This is a genomic window from Aureimonas phyllosphaerae, from assembly GCF_900113065.1.
In the GTDB taxonomy this organism is placed as follows: domain Bacteria; phylum Pseudomonadota; class Alphaproteobacteria; order Rhizobiales; family Rhizobiaceae; genus Aureimonas; species Aureimonas phyllosphaerae.
The window spans coordinates 20,386-35,999 of the sequence record NZ_FOOA01000020.1; the positions used below are offsets into that span (position 1 = coordinate 20,386).

General features: G+C 69.7%; 15 protein-coding genes. 6 read left to right on the top strand and 9 right to left on the bottom strand.

Translation table 11 applies throughout. From position 1 onward, the window contains the following. Positions 1 to 5 precede the first annotated feature (5 nt). A complete protein-coding gene (locus BM175_RS18375) occupies positions 6 to 1,064 on the top strand; it encodes an alanine racemase (protein ID WP_090965646.1) in 1,059 nt (352 codons plus the stop codon). Positions 1,065 to 1,129: 65 nt separating this feature from the next. Here BM175_RS18375 and BM175_RS18380 read toward each other — a convergent pair whose 3' ends face one another. After that, positions 1,130 to 1,879, bottom strand: coding sequence for an SDR family oxidoreductase (locus tag BM175_RS18380; protein WP_090965648.1), 750 nt, complete (start codon positions 1,877 to 1,879; stop codon positions 1,130 to 1,132). A gap of 88 nt (positions 1,880 to 1,967) precedes the next feature. On the opposite strand from BM175_RS18380, the gene BM175_RS18385 reads away from it, so the two are divergent. Together BM175_RS18385 and BM175_RS18390 are read left to right on the top strand one after the other, a co-directional pair. Next, entirely contained in the window at positions 1,968 to 2,321 is a 354-nt protein-coding gene (locus tag BM175_RS18385) for a winged helix-turn-helix transcriptional regulator (RefSeq protein WP_090965650.1), read from the top strand. 241 nt (positions 2,322 to 2,562) lie between these two features. Then, the gene (locus BM175_RS18390) at positions 2,563 to 4,146 is read left to right on the top strand and encodes a Na+/H+ antiporter (RefSeq protein WP_090965651.1); all 1,584 of its coding nucleotides are present in this window, start codon (positions 2,563 to 2,565) and stop codon (positions 4,144 to 4,146) included. 66 nt (positions 4,147 to 4,212) lie between these two features. Here BM175_RS18390 and BM175_RS18395 read toward each other — a convergent pair whose 3' ends face one another. From BM175_RS18395 to BM175_RS18420, 6 genes are all read right to left on the bottom strand, one after another. Beyond that, the gene (locus BM175_RS18395; protein ID WP_090965653.1) at positions 4,213 to 5,172 is read right to left on the bottom strand and encodes a carbohydrate kinase family protein; all 960 of its coding nucleotides are present in this window, start codon (positions 5,170 to 5,172) and stop codon (positions 4,213 to 4,215) included. Positions 5,173 to 5,213: 41 nt separating this feature from the next. After that, complete coding sequence (locus BM175_RS18400) at positions 5,214 to 6,239, bottom strand: ABC transporter permease (RefSeq protein WP_090965655.1); 1,026 nt, start codon at positions 6,237 to 6,239, stop codon at positions 5,214 to 5,216. Then, complete coding sequence (locus BM175_RS18405; protein ID WP_090965657.1) at positions 6,236 to 7,807, bottom strand: sugar ABC transporter ATP-binding protein; 1,572 nt, start codon at positions 7,805 to 7,807, stop codon at positions 6,236 to 6,238. The genes BM175_RS18400 and BM175_RS18405 overlap by 4 nt, the downstream gene beginning before the upstream one ends. 80 nt (positions 7,808 to 7,887) lie before the next feature. After that, a complete protein-coding gene (locus tag BM175_RS18410; RefSeq protein ID WP_090965659.1) occupies positions 7,888 to 8,886 on the bottom strand; it encodes a substrate-binding domain-containing protein in 999 nt (332 codons plus the stop codon). A gap of 82 nt (positions 8,887 to 8,968) precedes the next feature. After that, positions 8,969 to 9,952, bottom strand: a complete 984-nt coding sequence (locus BM175_RS18415; RefSeq protein ID WP_090965661.1) for an ABC transporter permease — start codon at positions 9,950 to 9,952, stop codon at positions 8,969 to 8,971. A gap of 390 nt (positions 9,953 to 10,342) precedes the next feature. After that, positions 10,343 to 11,305, bottom strand: a complete 963-nt coding sequence (locus BM175_RS18420) for a metallophosphoesterase (protein ID WP_090965663.1) — start codon at positions 11,303 to 11,305, stop codon at positions 10,343 to 10,345. A 408-nt stretch (positions 11,306 to 11,713) separates the two neighbouring features. On the opposite strand from BM175_RS18420, the gene BM175_RS18425 reads away from it, so the two are divergent. Together BM175_RS18425 and BM175_RS18430 are read left to right on the top strand one after the other, a co-directional pair. Continuing rightward, entirely contained in the window at positions 11,714 to 12,661 is a 948-nt protein-coding gene (locus BM175_RS18425) for a dihydrodipicolinate synthase family protein (protein WP_175526910.1), read from the top strand. Beyond that, on the top strand, positions 12,658 to 12,909 hold the full coding sequence (locus tag BM175_RS18430) for a hypothetical protein (protein ID WP_090965667.1): 252 nt from the start codon (positions 12,658 to 12,660) through the stop codon (positions 12,907 to 12,909). Before BM175_RS18425 ends, BM175_RS18430 begins: the two co-directional genes overlap by 4 nt. A 178-nt stretch (positions 12,910 to 13,087) precedes the next feature. Here BM175_RS18430 and BM175_RS18435 read toward each other — a convergent pair whose 3' ends face one another. Continuing rightward, a complete protein-coding gene (locus BM175_RS18435; RefSeq protein WP_090965669.1) occupies positions 13,088 to 13,978 on the bottom strand; it encodes an SDR family oxidoreductase in 891 nt (296 codons plus the stop codon). Between the two features lie 144 nt (positions 13,979 to 14,122). Beyond that, positions 14,123 to 14,521 carry a tautomerase family protein gene (locus BM175_RS18440; RefSeq protein ID WP_090965731.1) on the bottom strand — a complete coding sequence of 133 codons (399 nt, stop codon included), beginning with the start codon at positions 14,519 to 14,521 and terminating at the stop codon, positions 14,123 to 14,125. Positions 14,522 to 14,625: 104 nt separating this feature from the next. Between BM175_RS18440 and BM175_RS18445 the strand changes: the two genes are divergently transcribed. Beyond that, entirely contained in the window at positions 14,626 to 15,513 is an 888-nt protein-coding gene (locus BM175_RS18445; RefSeq protein ID WP_090965671.1) for a LysR substrate-binding domain-containing protein, read from the top strand. Positions 15,514 to 15,614 lie beyond the last annotated feature (101 nt).

Below are 15,614 nucleotides of genomic sequence, written 5' to 3' on the forward strand. Positions count from 1 at the left end.
GGATCGTGACAGGCGAACCGGAGACACCGGCGGTGGTGATCGATCTCGACATCGCGCTGCGAAACATCGCCCGGGCGCAGGCCCATCTGGCGGCGCGTGGGCTGGCCATCCGGCCCCATATCAAGACCCACAAGCTCGCCCGGCTGGCGCGCGCGCAGCTCGACGCCGGGGCGGTCGGCATCACCTGCCAGAAGATCGGCGAGGTGGAGGCCCTCCTCGACGAGGACCCCGCGATCCCCGACGTCCTCCTCACCTATCCGGTCCTCGGCCCGGCCAAGCTCGATCGGCTGCGGGCGCTGGCGCGGCGCGTGCGCCTGTCGACCGTCGCCGACAGCGAGGCGGTGGTGGACGGCCTCGCCGCCGCCTTTGCGCACGAGCCGCAGCCGCTCGTCGTCCTTGTCGAGTGCGACACCGGCGGGCGACGCTGCGGCGTCCAGACGCCGGCGGAGGCGGCACGCCTCGCGCAGCGCATCGCCGGTGCGCCCGGCCTCGCCTTCGGCGGGCTGATGACCTATCCCGCGGCCGGCGGCCATGCGGCGGCCACCGCCTTCCTGGCTGCGGCCAAGGCGGCGATCGAGGCCGACGGTCTGCGGGTGCCGGTGGTCACGTCCGGCGGCACGCCCGACCTCTGGCAGGTCGAGAACGACGGTGTCGTCACCGAGTATCGGCCGGGAACCTATGTCTACAACGACCGTTCGCTGGTCTCGCGCGGGGCCGCCGAGCTTGCCGACTGCGCGCTACGCGTCGTCGCCACCGTCGTCTCGAAGCCGACGCCCGATCGCGCGATCATCGACGCCGGGTCGAAGGTCCTCACCTCCGACCTCCTCGGCCTCGACGGCTACGGGATGGTGGTCGGGCTGCCGGACGTCGCGATCGACCAGTTGTCGGAAGAGCACGGCCGCCTTACCGGCAAGGGAGCTCTCGCGCTCGCGGTCGGCGACCGGGTGGAGATCGTCCCGAACCATGCCTGCGTCGTCACCAACATGATGGACGCCGTCCATGTCCGCCTGCCGGACGGCACGCTGGAGCCGTGGCCCGTCACCGCCCGAGGGCGGGTGACCTGACGCGGCCTGCGCCTTGCGGGCGTCCCGTCGGGCCGCGGCCGGACGGGACGCCGATCGCGCTTCGGTCAGATCTGCGCGGCGCCACCGTCGGCAAACAGCTCGCTCCCCGTGACGAAGCTGCTCTCGTCGGACGCCAGGAACAGCGCGGCGTTGGCGATCTCCTCCGGCCGCCCCATGCGGCCGAGCGGCGAGGCCGCTTCGGATGCGGCGGCAAAGGCCTTGTTCGCCTCCTCGCCCGGGGCAAGCGCGTGCCAGCCGGGGGTCGAGGTCGCGCCGGGAACGAGGACGTTCACGCGTATGCCGCGCGGCGCGAGGTCGACGATCCAGCCGCGCGCGAAACTGCGGATCGCGGCCTTGGTGGCGCCGTAGACGCTGAAGGCCGGAATGCCGGTGGTCGCGGCGGTGGAGCCGGTCAGGATCACCGACGCGCCGTCGGCAAGGAGCGGAAGGGCCTTCTGGACCGTGAAGAAGGTGCCCTTCACGTTGACCGCGAAGGTGCGATCGAAATGCGCCTCCGTCGCGTCGGGCAGTGCGGCGAACTCGCCGCCGCCCGCATTGGCGAACAGGACGTCGATCCGGCCGGCGTCCGCCCGGACCGTCTCGAAGAGGCGGTCGAGGTCGCCCATGTCGGCGATGTCGCCCCGGATGCCGCGCGCGCCATGCCCGACGTCGGCCACCGCCCGGTCGAGTTCCTCCTGCCGCCGGCCCGTCATGAAGACGCGGGCGCCCCCCTCGGCAAAACGCCTGGCGCTCGCCAGTCCGATGCCGCTGTTGGCCCCCGTGATGACCGCGATCTTGCCGTCCAGCCTGCCCATCTCGTTCTCCTGTCGTTGGACGGATGCGATATGGACGGGCGCGGATGTTTTGTTTAGTACTGACATAAAGGTAAGTGGTAGGGAAGCGATGGCGGCGGGAAGTTCCGAGTGTGGTCTCGACGTCGCCCTGGCCGTCGTCGGCGGGAAGTGGAAGCCGCTGGTGCTCTACCATCTCCAGAACGGGCCCCGGCGGTTCGGTGACCTCAAGCGGCTGGTGGAGGGGATCAGCGAGAAGGTGCTGATCCAGCAGCTACGCGACCTCGAGGGTGCGGGCGTCCTGGTGCGGCGCGACTACCGGGAGGTGCCGCCCCGGGTCGACTACACGATCACCCCCTTCGGCCTGACGCTCGTCGCGGCGCTGATGCCGCTCTGCGACTGGGGAACGCGCCATCGCGCCGCGGTGGAAAGCCGCCTTGCGGCGGCATCCGCGCCGGCCGCCTGAGGCTCGCTCGCCGGGGCCGTGGCAGCCGCCCATCGACCGCGGTCAGGCGAAAAGGGCAGGGACGGACCGCATCCGGTCGCGGGCGGGGATCCCCATCGCGACCTCGTCGACGTTCGGCCAGCGCGCCCGGCGCCGCGCCTTCAGCCGTGGATTGTCCGGCTCCCGCCGCCTGTCCACTGGCGATCTCCGCGGCTTTGCAGCAAGGATGCCGCGAGTTGTTCCTCGACCGCGCGGGATTTCGATGCACCCCGTAGAACTCTTCGAACTCATCGTCGCGATGTTCGTGGCGGTCCTGGTGCTGCACTACGTTGCGCAACGCCTGTCGCTGCCGCCGGCGGTGGCGCTGATGGTGGGTGGGGGCACCCTGGCCTTCCTGCCCGGACTGCCGCAGGTCGAGCTCGACCCGGAGCTCGTGCTCGTCGTCTTCCTGCCGCCGCTCCTGATGGACGGAGCCTGGTTCACGGCACTGGCCCCCTTCCGTCGGCACCTGGCGGGCATCGCCTCGCTGGCGGTCGGCGCGGTCTTGTTCACGGCGGCAGCCGTGGCGCTGGCGGCCAAAATCGTCGTGCCGGACCTGCCCTGGGCGGCCTGCGTCGCGCTCGGCGCCATCGTCTCGCCGCCGGACGCCGTGTCGGCGCGCGCGGTTCTCCAGCGCGTCAAGCTGCCGCGACGGCTCGGCACGCTTCTGGAGGGCGAGAGCCTTCTCAACGACGCGACCGGTCTCGTTCTCTTCCGCTTCGCCGTCGCCGCCACGCTGACGGGCACGTTCAGCCTTGGCGAGGCCCTCGGCAGCTTCGCGTTCCTGGTCGGGGGCGGCCTTCTCGTCGGCGGTGCGATCGGCGCCATCTGGGTGCTCCTGCTGCGACGCCTCGGCGACGACTACCTGATGATCGCCGCCTCCGTCCTCGTCTGCTGGGTCAGCTACATCGCGGGCGAGGTGCTGCATGTCTCGGGTGTCATCGCCACGGTGACGGCCGGCCTCGTCTGCGGCTGGTACCAGCACACGATCTTCACCGCGAGCGTGCGGCTGCGCGGGGTGGCCTTCTGGCAGACGCTGATCTTCCTGATGGAGGCGGCCGTCTTCATCCTGATCGGCCTGTCGCTGCGCGGGGTGCTCGAGCGGGTGGGCGGCATCGGCGTCGTCTGGCAGGACATGGCGGTGCCGGCCGCGGCGGTGATCGCCGCCATGACGCTCGCGCGCTTCGCCTATGTGTTCGCGGGCGACGCCGTCCTCAAGCAGCTGAAGCGCTCGGGCCGGCGCGCCGCCGAACCGCTCGGCGCACGGGCCGCGACCGTCGCGAGCTGGGCCGGCATGCGCGGGGTGGTCACGCTCGCGGTCGCGCTCAGCCTGCCCGAGACCATGCCCGAGCGCGACCTGATGCTGGTGATCGCCTTTGCCGCGATCATCGCGACCGTGCTCGTGCAGGGCACGACGCTCGGTCTGGTGATCCGCTGGGCGGGCCTGCGGGAGGACGAGCGGGCCCATCCGCCGCTCGATCTCTTCGCGGCCGAGGCCGCGATGCTGCGGGCGCAGCTGGTGGCGGTCGAGCGCCGCGCCTACTCCGACGACGGCACGCTCCTTCACCCGCGCCTTCTCGACAGCTACCGGCGCCGGGCGACGATCTCGACCGAGTTCCAGGGATCGATGGACGAGCGCCAGGAGAGCATCGGCGCGCATTTCGACGTCATCCTCGCAGCCGTCGCGGCGGGGCGCGCCGAGCTCATCCGGCTGCACCGGACGCAGCAGATCGACGACGAGACGATGCACGACCTCGAGCGCGACCTCGACCTCGAGGAACTCGGCGCCATCGCCGCGAGGGGATGAGGTATGTCCGGGGTCCCGGGCGTGAAGAGCGTCGGCGTGGTGACCCTCCGTCGCCGCCTTGCCCTCTCAGGCCGGTCCGTCGGCGTCCCGGCGCGGTGTCTCGTTCATGAAGGCGAGCGTATCTTCGAACGAGCGGATGCCGGCATCCGAGCCGAGGCCGGTCGCGACGAGGGCGGCGGAGGCCTGTGCGAAGGCGAGGGCGGTCGCGACGTCCATCCGGTGGTGGAGCGCGGTGATGAAGCCGGCGTCGAACGCGTCGCCGCAACCCGTCGTGTCGACGACCTCGATCGCAAAGGCGGGCTGGCGGACGCTTTCGCCGCCGGCCGAAACGAAGCAGGCACCGTCGCCACCGAGCGTGAAGACGCATTGCCCGACGCCCCGATCGAGAAAGAACGCGGCGGCGCCCCGCACGTCGGCGGTGCCCGAAATGTCGCGCGCTTCCTCGATCGAGGGCATGAAATAGTCGATGTGGGGCAGGAGCGGCTCGATGAGCGAGAGGGTCTGTGGTCCCGCACCCAGGAGATCGAAGGTGACGGTCCGGCCGCGCCGCTTCGCCTCCGCGAGGAGCCGCGCGCTCGGCTCGCCGTCGAGCCTTGCGAGGAGGCCGGTGCCGCCGAGATGGACGATCGGCGGCGCGAGCACGGCGTCGAGGGCCGCGTCGGCCACCTCGAAATGATCGGAGGCGCCGCGCGCATGAAGGGCCGGGCGGCTGCCGTCGCGCCGGATGTTGAGGATGGTCGCCGAGGTCGGCACGCCCGAAAGCTGCTGCATCGCGGACGTGTCGACGCCGAAGCGCCGGAGCGTCGAGAGGACGAAATCCGCCTTCTCGTCGTCGCCGACCGCGCCGACGGCGAGGCAGTTCAGGCCCAGCTTGGCGAGGTCCACCACCGTGCCGCCCGCCGTGCCCGCCACCGTCAGCCGGATCTCGTCGATGAAATCGACCTGCCCGCCGGGCGGAATGGCGTCCACCGGGCGCCCGAGGACGTCGAGGATGTAGAGACCGATGACGGAAACGTCGTGCGACATGGGGGTCCCTTCGAGGGCGGGAGGACGAGGATGCGGCGCGTTCAGCCGCGCTGACCGAGCGCGAAGATCGTGCCGGCGAGGAGGATGAAGCCGCCGACGATGGCGAGCTGCAGCGTGCTCGGAATACCGACGAAGATCAGGACGTTGCTGACCAGCGTGATCAGGAAGACCCCGAGCAGCGTGCCGGCGACGCTGCCGGAGCCGCCGGTAATGCGCGCACCGCCCAGCACCACGGCGGCGATGACGTCGATCTCCATGCCGGCCAGATCGAACGGATTGGCGAGGCGGTTGGAGGCGACGTGGACGACGCCCGCGATCCCCGCCAGGAGCCCGGCATAGGCGAAGACGAACACGCGCACCCGGAACAGGCTGATGCCGAGCCGCTCCGCGATGCCCGGATTGCCGCCGACAGCGAACACCGCGCGACCCATCAGCGTGCGCTCCAGGATGAACCAGGTCACGACCGAGGCCACCAGCAGGACGAGAACCGTCGCCGGCAGAAGCGAAATGCCGCCGCCCGGTGCCGTGTGGGTGTAGAGGGAGGCCCGGCCGAAGGCGTCCATGGCGGTCGGGATGTTCATGAACAGCGCGGTCCCGACAAAGGTCAGGAGGAAGCTGCGGATGATGTACTGCGTGCCGATCGTGACGATCAGCGAGGGCGCGCGAAGCGTGTGGACGAGAAGGCCGTTGGCCGCACCCAGAAGCGCGCCACCGCCCGCGGCCAGCAGGAAGAACACCGCAAGCGGCATGTCGGGCACATGGTTCGTCGCCAGCATCGTCAGCGCGTACATCATGAGCGCGGCGATCGCGGTGAACGACACGTCGATGCCGCCGGCCGCCAGCACCACCAGCACCCCGAGGGCGAAGAGCCCGCGAACGACCGAGGCGCGCAGGACGTCGAACAGGTTGTTGACCTGCAGGAAGTCCGGATTGGCGATCGTCACCGCGATGCAGGTGAGGATCACGAGGACCAGCGTGAAGAGTTCCGGGCGGCGCACCATCCGCTCCCACAGGCGCGAATGGAGGGGAGGCACCGTGGCGGTCGGGGTCGAGGCGATGTCGGTCATGGTTGGCTGCCCTCTCCCGCCGAGGCGAGCGCGCGGTAGATCGTCTCCTCGCTCCATGCCTCGGCCGGTCGCTCGGCCACGATCGCCCCCTGCCGCATGACCGCGATCCGGTCGCAGTTCTGCAGAAGCTCGGGCAGGTCGTCGCTGATGATGATGACGGCCATGCCGCGATCGGCGAGCCGCTGGATGATGCGGAAGATCGTGTCCTTCGACCCGACGTCGACGCCGACGGTGGGACCGTGGAGGATCAAGAGGCGCGGCTCGATCGTCAGCCAGCGGCCGATCAGGACGCGCTGCTGGTTGCCGCCCGAGAGCGACTGGACCGGGAGATCGACGCTCGGTGTCGCCACCTGGAGGTCGGCCACCGTGGCCTCCGCGAGCCTGCGGGCGCGTCGGCCGCTGATGATGCCGAGCGCGCCGCGCAGGCGCTCCAGCACCGGCAGGGTGATGTTCTCCTCGATGGACTTTTCGAGAAACAGCCCTTCGGTGAGGCGGTCCTCCGGCACGTAGCCGACGCCGGCCTCGATGGCCTCGCTCGGCGTGCCGATCTCGATCGCGGCGCCGTCGAGCCGGATGCGCCCGGTGCGGGCGGGGCGGACACCCGCCAGCGCCAGCGCGAGTTCGTTGCGCCCGGAATCGGCAAGGCCCGTGAAGCCGAGGATCTCGCCGCGCCGGAGCGAGAAGGACACGTCGTGGAACGCGTCCGACCCGAGCGCCTCGACCTCGAGACGTGTCACGCCGAGGGTCGGCTCGGAGCGGTAGCGCGCCTCGCTGATCTCGCGCCCCGTCATCCAGTACATGAACTCGGCCTTGGAATGGTCCGCGACGTCGAGCTCGGCGACCTTGCGCCCGTCGCGCATGATGATGGCGCGCCCGCCGATCGCCTTGCACTCCTCGAGCTTGTGGGTGACGAACAGCACGGCGACGCCGCCCGCACGCAGCCGTTCGACGACCCGCAGGAGATTGTCGACCTCCTGGCGCGTCAGCGAGGTCGTCGGCTCGTCCATGATGACGAGCCGGGCATCGGCGGCGATCGCGCGGGCGATGGCGACGAGCTGGCGCACGGCGAGCGGCAGCGTGTCGGTTCGCCGGGTCAGGAACTCGCGGTCGGTCGGCAGCTGCACCTTGGCGAGCGCGGCACGCGCCGTGTCGAAGAGGGCTCTCGTATCGAGGCGGCGCGCAAGATGCCCGTCGGCGGCCACGAGCTGACCCGTGAAGGCGATGTTCTCGGCGACCGAAAGGTTCGGCAGGAGGGACAGGTCCTGGTAGACCGTCTCGATCCCGGCGCGCAGCGCGCCGATCGGTCCGATGTCTCCGGCCCGGTTGCCCGTCGCCTTGCCGTCGACCAGGATCTGGCCTTCGTCCGCGGCCTGCGCGCCCGAGATGATCTTGATCAGCGTGCTCTTGCCGCAGCCGTTCTCGCCCATGAGATGGTAGACGCGGCCCGCCTCGATCACGAGGTCGACCACCTTCAGCGCATGGACGCCGCCGAAGGATTTGCGCACGCCCCGGATCTCCAGGAGCGGAGGAGCGGCGTCGACCGTGAGCGGCGCTGGAACGACGGACATGATGGGATCCCGATGAAGGCGGTCGTGCTCCGGGGCCAGGACGGCCCCGGAGCGATCGGACGCGACGCTCGCGCCGCGGCTCAGAACGGATAGTTCTTGTAGGAGGCCTTATCGACGTCGACCCAGGCCTCGCCCTGGACGATAACGCCCTTGCCGGGCCCCTTCTTCACCGACACCTTGTTGTAGCCGGGCACGCCGAGGTCCATCCCGTCGGTCACTTCCTTGCCGTCGAGCACCATGTTGGCGACGACGTTCATGACGTAGCCGGCATCCTTCGGGTCCCAGAAGAAGATCTCGTCGACCGCGCCGGTGTCGAGATAGGGGCCGGTGTCCTTGGGCAGGCCGAGGCCGTAGACGCAGGTCTTGTCCTGGAGCCCGGCCTCCTCCACCGCGCGGCCGATGCCGATCACGTCGATCGCGGACGAGCCCTGGAAGCCTTTGATGTCGGGATAGCGGCGCAGGATCTCCTTGGCCTTCTCGTAGGCCTTATTGGCGTCGTTGAAGGACTCGTTCTTGGCGGCCACCAGCTCCATGCCGGAATACTTCTTGGCGTTCTCGGCGCCCGCATCCACCCACTGGTTGTGCGTCAGGCTGCCGAGCGAGCCGACGAAGCTCGTCCACTTGCCGGACTGGCCCATGCAGGCCGCGAGCTTCTCGTTGATGCGCGTGCCGAAGGCCTTGTTGTCGAAGGCCTCGATGTCGACCGCGGTGTTGACGAGGCTGTCGCCCTCGTGGGTAATCACCTTGATCCCGCGCTGCTCGGCGCGGCGCAGCACGCCTTCGAGCGCGGAGGGATCCATCGGTACGACGGCGATGGCCGAGACGTTCTTGGCGACGAGATCCTCGATGATGCGGCCCTGCTGGGCGGCGTCGGCCTTGGCCGGACCGACCTGGCTCGTCGCGACGTTCGAGTGCTCGGCGCCGTAGGCGTCGACGCCCTGGTTCATGCGGGTGAACCAGTTCTCGCCGGTCACCTTCACGACGGTGACGATGGTCGGCTTGTCCTGGGCCGCGGCGGCACCCGCCCCGAGGGCGAGGCCGAGCGCCGTGCAGGCGGCGAGCTTGCGGAGTGTGGTCATGCGGATCCTCCCGTTGGATGTGCTAATGCGAGCGCGGTTTCCTGGCCTTCTCCCGCCGAAAAACCGCGCGGTCTGCGTGTCTTCAGCGGCTCGGCCGAAGCCAAGTGCCGAAATCGAACCTGGCGAAGGCCAGGAGCGCGAGGAGCAGGACGCCCCAGGCGAGGTCCCTGAAGAAGTTCGAGATGTCCATGAAGTTGAAGAGGCTCGACAGGATCTGGAGGGCCGTGGCGGCCAGAAGCACGCAGCCGACCTTCCCGTAGCCTCCCTCAGGCTTCACGCCGCCCATGACCGCGATCAGGATCGCGATCAGGACGTAGGAGCCGCCGTAGTCCCACTTCACCGATGCATTGCGGGCTGCGATGACGATACCGGCGATCGCCGACAGGAGGCCGCTCGCGGTGTAGGTCAGGACGATCATCCGGTGTTCCGCGATGCCGCCGTAGCGGGCGGCCTTCGGGTTGCTGCCGAGAAGCATCAGGCGAACGCCGAAGGGCGTGAAGCGCAGGACGAAGGCGATCACGGCAGCGACGACGAGGAAGAGGGCGAAGCAGATCGGCATGCCGAGGATCGGGGAGTTGCCGAAGTCATCGAGCGGCGGGATGTAGCCGAGGCTCAAGGCCGAGCCGTTGGTGAGGAACACCGCGATGCCGGTGAAGAGGAGCTGCGTGCCGAGGGTCGCGATCAGCGGGGTCAGGCGGCCGTAGGCGATCACCAGCCCGTTGGCGAGGCCGCCGACGAGGCCGATCGCGAGCGCGAAACCGGCAAAACCCCACGAGAAGAGGTTCGGCGCCACGTCGGGCGCCACGAACAGCTTGGCCAGCATCAGGGCCGCGATGCCCGACAGGTTGGCAAGCGCGATACCGGACAGATCGATGCCGCCGTTGCCCGAGGTCATGGCGAGCATCACCCCGAAGGCGAGGAGGCCGAGTTCGGGGACTTGCGCCGCCATCGACTGGAGATTGTAGCTGTCGATGAAGTTGGCCCCGGCCAGCCACGCGCCCGCCGTCAGAAGGGCGACGTTGAGCAGGCCGAGAAAGACGCTCTGCCGGTCGAAACTGCGAAGCAAACCGCACCTCCCGTACGATCCTGGCTCGAAACGTCACCGACTCGCTGAGCGAACCGGCCTCCCCACGTTTCGATTTTTGACATTTGTCGCGAAGGTTATGTCGAATGTCAATTCGACTCGGGTGTTGGCGACATGTTTTCGCCGAGCTGGCAGCGGGCGGTCGGTGTCAGCCGAACGACGTCCGGTGCAAGCCGTCGGGCGACCTGCGAAACGCACCGTGCCCTTCGATTGCAGCCGACGAGGCCCGTCCAAGGATGTCCGATGGCGGAGGGCTTGGCACGGCGAAACAGGATTCTGCCGAGAAGCTCCGGACCGACGCCGCTTGCGGGCCGACCATCGGCCGCGCGCTCAAACGGCGGTGCTGTGCGCCAGGCGTTTTCCGGGCGTGCGCTACACGCCTGCGGAGGGCGGGTGGTCGTCCCCGAGGTCGATCACCACGATCTCGGGCGGCACGCCGAACCGGACCGGCGCGATGGAACATCCGAGCCCTCCCGACACGACGAGGTGAGCGTCGCGGCCGTCGGATCGCGGCTCGACCACATGGCCGTAGGCATAGCGATTGGCGTATCGCGAGGGCACCACGGGCGAGTGCCCGAGGAGCCGGATCTGGCCGCCATGCGTATGGCCGGACACGGTCAGGGCAACCGGACGCGTCGCTGCCCGTACGTCCGGAAACACGTCCGGCTCATGCGCCATCAGGATCACGGGCGCATCGTCCGTGACGGCGGCCAGCGTCGCCGGCAGGTCATCGACGCCCCGCCAGGCGCTGCGGCCGTACTGGCGTTTGGGCAGAAGAGCGAGCTGGTCGCCAAGGCCGGCGATCCAGAACGGATGGCCGTCCTTGGACCGGCGGACGGCCTGGTTCTCCAGGACAGGCAGGCCCGCCCGCTCCAGCGCGTCCTGCCCGAACGTGGGTCCGTGCCCTCGCTGCTGCGCCGCCTCGTCCTCCCACCAGTCGTGGTTGCCCATGACCGCGTAGCGCCCGAGCGGCGCCCGGAGCCCGGCCAGGATCGACGCCCAGACGGACGGGTGGACATCGGCCGTCTTGAACCGGCGCATGCCGACGGAATAGTCGCCGAGAAGGAGCGTCACGTCGGGCGCGAGCGCGTTGGTCCGATCGACGATGTCCGAGATGCGGTCCGGCCGCATCCAGGGGTGGCAGGCATGGACGTCCGCCACGAGCGCCAGACGCAGGCGAAGCCCCCTCGGCCAGCCGGGCGGCGTGAACGCGTATCGTGCGACGCTCAACCGCCACATCGGCTCGAGCGCGAAGGCATAGGAGCCCAGCGCGCCCGTCGCGAGGGCGCCGAGGCCGAGCGTTCGAAGAAAGCGGCGACGGGTCAGAAACGGCATGCGAACCCACGCCAACCGGGAGAAACGATGCGGGCAGGACCATGCCCCGGCGACCTTCTAGAACGGCGGGGCGGCGTGTGGCCAGACGCGATGACGCGGTCGGACGAGATGGGGCGCGGCGGCAGCTCGGGTCTGCCGACCTCAGCCGGCGCTCCGGGCCGGCCGCCGGGGTTGTCGACGCCGATTGCGCCAGCCGACGCCGCGATGGGCTATCGAAACGAACGGCCGGATCCGTCGCCTCGTCCCGGGGGGGGGCGGGGCCGGAGCGTCGGCGGACAGGCTTCTCGAGATGCCCATCCGTTCGGACGGGATTGGAGACAGGTGCCGACCGGCCGAAAACTCGTATCGATCCTTTATGCGGTTGGGACGACATTCCGCCCATCGAAACAACGGGAGCGAGCTCCTTCGATGGGTTCCGCATTCTCCGGCGTGATGACCTCACTGATCACGCCCTTCAAGTCCGACTTCGATTCCGACGTCGGCCTGTTCACCGAAGTGGACATGTTCCGCGTCGCCGCGCTCACGCGCTGGCAGGCCCGCAGCGGCGTATCGGCCGTCGCGGTCGCCGGCTGGGCGGGCGAGGGCTCCAACCTCAGCCGCGCCGAGCGCATCGAGGTGATCGAGGCGGCCGTATCGGCAAAGGGGCGGATGTCCATTCTCGCCCATGTCGGCACGCCGAGCACGGCCGCTTCGATCGCGCTCGCCTATGATGCCGAGAGGACGGGCGCGGACGGCCTCGTCCTCGTCATGCCCTTCTACAACAAGCCCTCGTTCGCCGGGATCCAGGCGCACGTCCAGGCGGTCGCGTCCGCGACGGAGCTGCCGCTGTTCCTCGAGTTCGACGAGGCCGCCACCAAGGTTCACCTGTCGTCATGCCAGATGGCGGAACTGACCAAGATCGCCAACGTCGCGGCGATCATCGACCATTCCGCCAACCCCTTGCATGTCGAGTGCATGGCAAGGGCCCGCGACGGTGTCGCCTTCCTGGCAGGACACGAGCCGACGGCAGCGGCCAGCGGCCTTCTCGGAGCGGACGGCCTGTTCAGCGCGGTCGCGAACGTCGCGCCGACGCTGGTCGTCGGTCTGTGGGATGCGATCCGGGGCAACGACGGCGCCCTGGCGCGCGAGTTCCAGTCCCGCCTTCGCCCGCTCGTCGATCTCGTCGAGGCCGAGGGCGTCGCGGCCTTGAAGGAACTGCTGCAAGAGAGCGTCGGGTGCGAGACGACCGTCCGGTTGCCGCTTCACACCCTGTGCCGGGACGCGCGCCGTCAGGCGGCGTGCGTCAGGGACACGATGGAGGCGATCCCGCCGCGCGTTCCCATGCTGCATGTGGCCGGCCTGGAGGCCGCCCGATGAGCGCGGTGTCGAAGATCGAACCCGACCCCCTGGCGTTCACGCTGCGTCCGGGCGGGCACGGAAGCTGGATCGTCGAGGGCCCCTGCAACTGCTGCGGCGGCATCTTCGTCTCGCGCGAGGCGGCGCTGGAGTTCGCGCGGCGCGAACGCCGCGCGCTGGAGGAGGTGGCGCGCCACATCTGCTACACGCCGCCCGGGGACGCCGCCGAGGTCGCAGCCGCACCTGCGATCCGGCTGTTGGCATCGTGACCGAGGCGGACGATCGGGCAGGAGGATGCTCGTTTCCAGCCTGAATGGTCTGCCCGCATCCTCGACCCGTCATCCCGAATGAACTGGCGGCCGGGTTTTTCCGGCTCCCGGCCGAGGGCCGACGTCCGGCCGATCGGCTTCGGACCGCTCTGGCGCAGGTTTCGAGGGAGTGTGATCGTCAGTCCGAGTAGGTCCGACGCTCGATGTCGGCAACGAGGCCAATCTCCCTCGGCTCCCAGCCGAGCGACTTTCTCGTCCGGGCCGAGGAGGCCGGTCCATGACCGGCGACCCAGACCGCGAGGCCGCCGAAGTGGTCCTCGGCCTCCCCTGGCGACAGGGACCGGGCCGGGACGCCGACCTGCCGGCCGATCGCCTCGGCGATCTGCCTGAAGGGGACGCCCTCCTCGGCAATGGCATGGAAGGCCTCTCCGCGGGCGCCGCGCTCCAGCGCAAGCCGGTAGACGCGCGCGGCGTCCAGGCGATGGACGGAGGGCCAGAGATTGCTTCCGTCCTCGACATAGGCGGAGACGCCCGTGCGTCGCGCCACGGCGGCCAGCATCGGCACGAAACCGTGGCGCTCGCCCTGCCCGTGCACGGAGCGCGGGTTGCGGACGACGGAGGCGTGGATGCCGCGCTCGGCGAGGGTGAAGGCCGTCTGCTCGGATGCGCGGGGGAAGGCCGGATCGACGGGCGGCCGGGCGCTTTCGTCGAAGACCTCTCCCCTCGGCGTCAGGAGAACGCCGCCGGTGACGATCACGGGGCGGCTGGAGCCCCGGACGACCTCGCCGAAGGTCTCGATCGCGCGGCGCTCTTCCTCGGCCAGTTCCGCGATCTTCGACAGGTCGAGGCCGAAGGCGGTGTGAATGATGCCGTCGCTCGCGGACGCTCCGGCCCGCAACACGTCATGATCGGCCAGCCCTCCCACGAGGGGCTGGATCCCCTTTCGTGCCAGAGCCTCCGCCTTGTCGCGGGACCGGACCAGTCCGGTGACGGAATGCCCGGCCTCGATCAGGCCGTCGGCGATCGCCGAGCCGATCCAGCCGTTCGCTCCGGTGAGGAATACGTGCATGAGGATCTCCTTCGTGCCGCTGGCCGCAAGGCGGTCGCAGGAATGCGAGGGCGTCGAACGACGGCGTGGGAGAGAGGCGCCCGGCCGAGGCACGCGGTCGTCACTGTCGGAACGACGCGCGCGTCGGTTCCCGCCCGGTGACGGTCAGCTGTCCGCCGAGACGGTGACATAGGGCGCGAGGCCGTTGCCGAAGGACCAGTCGGGCTTGTCGTTCGGGCTGATGACGATCTGGACGTCTTCGCGGCGGACGCCGGGATCGGCGGCGAGCCTGTCGACGACGGCCTGGTAGAAGGCCGTCTTCTGCGCGGTGTCGCGCCAGTTGCTGGCCACCACATGGACGATGACGATCCCGTCCGTGCGCTGGATGCCGAGATAGCTCGGGCTGTAGATGATCTCGCCCGGCGCGCGTTGCTCGATGATCTGGAAGCGGTCGTCCTCGGGGACGCCGTAGGCCTCGACGAGGGCCGCGTGAACGCCGTCGGCGATGCTGCGGACCGCTTCGGGCGAGCGGCCGTGGAAAAGGCTGATGCGAACGAGAGGCATGCCGGGCTCCAAAGGGCGATTTATCGGTTTCCACGTCTATTCCTGCCGTGATCGATCGACTATTTGGAAGTTTCGCACCAACCGTTCGGAATGAGTGAAGCGACGTGGTCCGTCCCCATCTCGACATCGACGCGCTCCGCACCTTCGTCCTTGGCTTCGAGCTCGGCAGCTTCGCGCGCGCGGCCGATCGCGTGGGGCGGTCGCAATCGGCCGTCAGCGCCCAGCTTCGCAAGCTCGAGGAACAGGTGGGGCAGCCACTGGTGACGAGAGCCGGCAGGGGCCTGGCGCTGACCGACGCCGGGGAGCGGCTCCTCAGCTATGCACGCCGCATCCTCGACCTCAACGACGAGGCGATCGACAGCCTGCGTCGTTCGGAACTTGCCGGGCGTGTCCGTCTCGGACTGCCGCAGGACTTTGCCGAGGCTTGGCTGCCCGAGGTCCTCGGCCGGTTCTCCCGCGTCCATTCGAACGTCCTGGTGGAGATCGTGGTCGAGAAGGTCCACGCCCTCGTGGACAAGACGCGGCAGGGGGAACTGGACCTGTCGCTGGCCTGGGGCGCCTCGATCGACGCACCGCATCTCACGCCGATTGCGGAGATCCCCACCGTCTGGATCGGGCGCCGCGACTGGCGGCTCGGCCGCATCGCTCGGGGCGAGCCCGTCCCGCTCGTTGCGTTCGAATCCCCGTGCTCGTTTCGCGATCCCGCCATCGGGGCTCTCGATCAAGCCGGCCTGCCCTGGCGGATCGCCGTATCCAGTCCCAGTCTGTCGGGTCTCTGGGCCGCCGCGTCCGCGGGCCTCGGCATCACGATGCGCACCCGCATCGGCCTGCCGGACGAGCTCGTCGCGCTCGACCCCACCGAATCCGGTCTCCCGGCGCTTCCAGCCGTCTCCCTGACGCTGGTGCGCGCGGAGAGCGAAGAGGATCCGACCGTGAGCGCGCTGGCCGAGATCGTCCTCGGGGTGATCGCGGAACGGCTGAAGACCGTCTGATCGTCGTCGCCGTCGTTTCGTCGGAACGCGGGGATGGAAGGGCCGACATCCGCAGGTCGAAGGCGCGCGAAGCCCCCTTTGCGAAGGGACGGCGCCGGGGC

Coding starts and splice junctions, on each gene's coding strand:
- BM175_RS18380 (WP_090965648.1), bottom strand. CDS start 1,879: ATGGGCAGGCTGGACGGCAAGATCGCGGTCATCACGGGGGCCAACAGC.
- BM175_RS18385 (WP_090965650.1), top strand. CDS start 1,968: ATGGCGGCGGGAAGTTCCGAGTGTGGTCTCGACGTCGCCCTGGCCGTC.
- BM175_RS18390 (WP_090965651.1), top strand. CDS start 2,563: ATGCACCCCGTAGAACTCTTCGAACTCATCGTCGCGATGTTCGTGGCG.
- BM175_RS18395 (WP_090965653.1), bottom strand. CDS start 5,172: ATGTCGCACGACGTTTCCGTCATCGGTCTCTACATCCTCGACGTCCTC.
- BM175_RS18400 (WP_090965655.1), bottom strand. CDS start 6,239: ATGACCGACATCGCCTCGACCCCGACCGCCACGGTGCCTCCCCTCCAT.
- BM175_RS18405 (WP_090965657.1), bottom strand. CDS start 7,807: ATGTCCGTCGTTCCAGCGCCGCTCACGGTCGACGCCGCTCCTCCGCTC.
- BM175_RS18410 (WP_090965659.1), bottom strand. CDS start 8,886: ATGACCACACTCCGCAAGCTCGCCGCCTGCACGGCGCTCGGCCTCGCC.
- BM175_RS18420 (WP_090965663.1), bottom strand. CDS start 11,305: ATGCCGTTTCTGACCCGTCGCCGCTTTCTTCGAACGCTCGGCCTCGGC.
- BM175_RS18425 (WP_175526910.1), top strand. CDS start 11,714: ATGGGTTCCGCATTCTCCGGCGTGATGACCTCACTGATCACGCCCTTC.
- BM175_RS18430 (WP_090965667.1), top strand. CDS start 12,658: ATGAGCGCGGTGTCGAAGATCGAACCCGACCCCCTGGCGTTCACGCTG.
- BM175_RS18435 (WP_090965669.1), bottom strand. CDS start 13,978: ATGCACGTATTCCTCACCGGAGCGAACGGCTGGATCGGCTCGGCGATC.
- BM175_RS18440 (WP_090965731.1), bottom strand. CDS start 14,521: ATGCCTCTCGTTCGCATCAGCCTTTTCCACGGCCGCTCGCCCGAAGCG.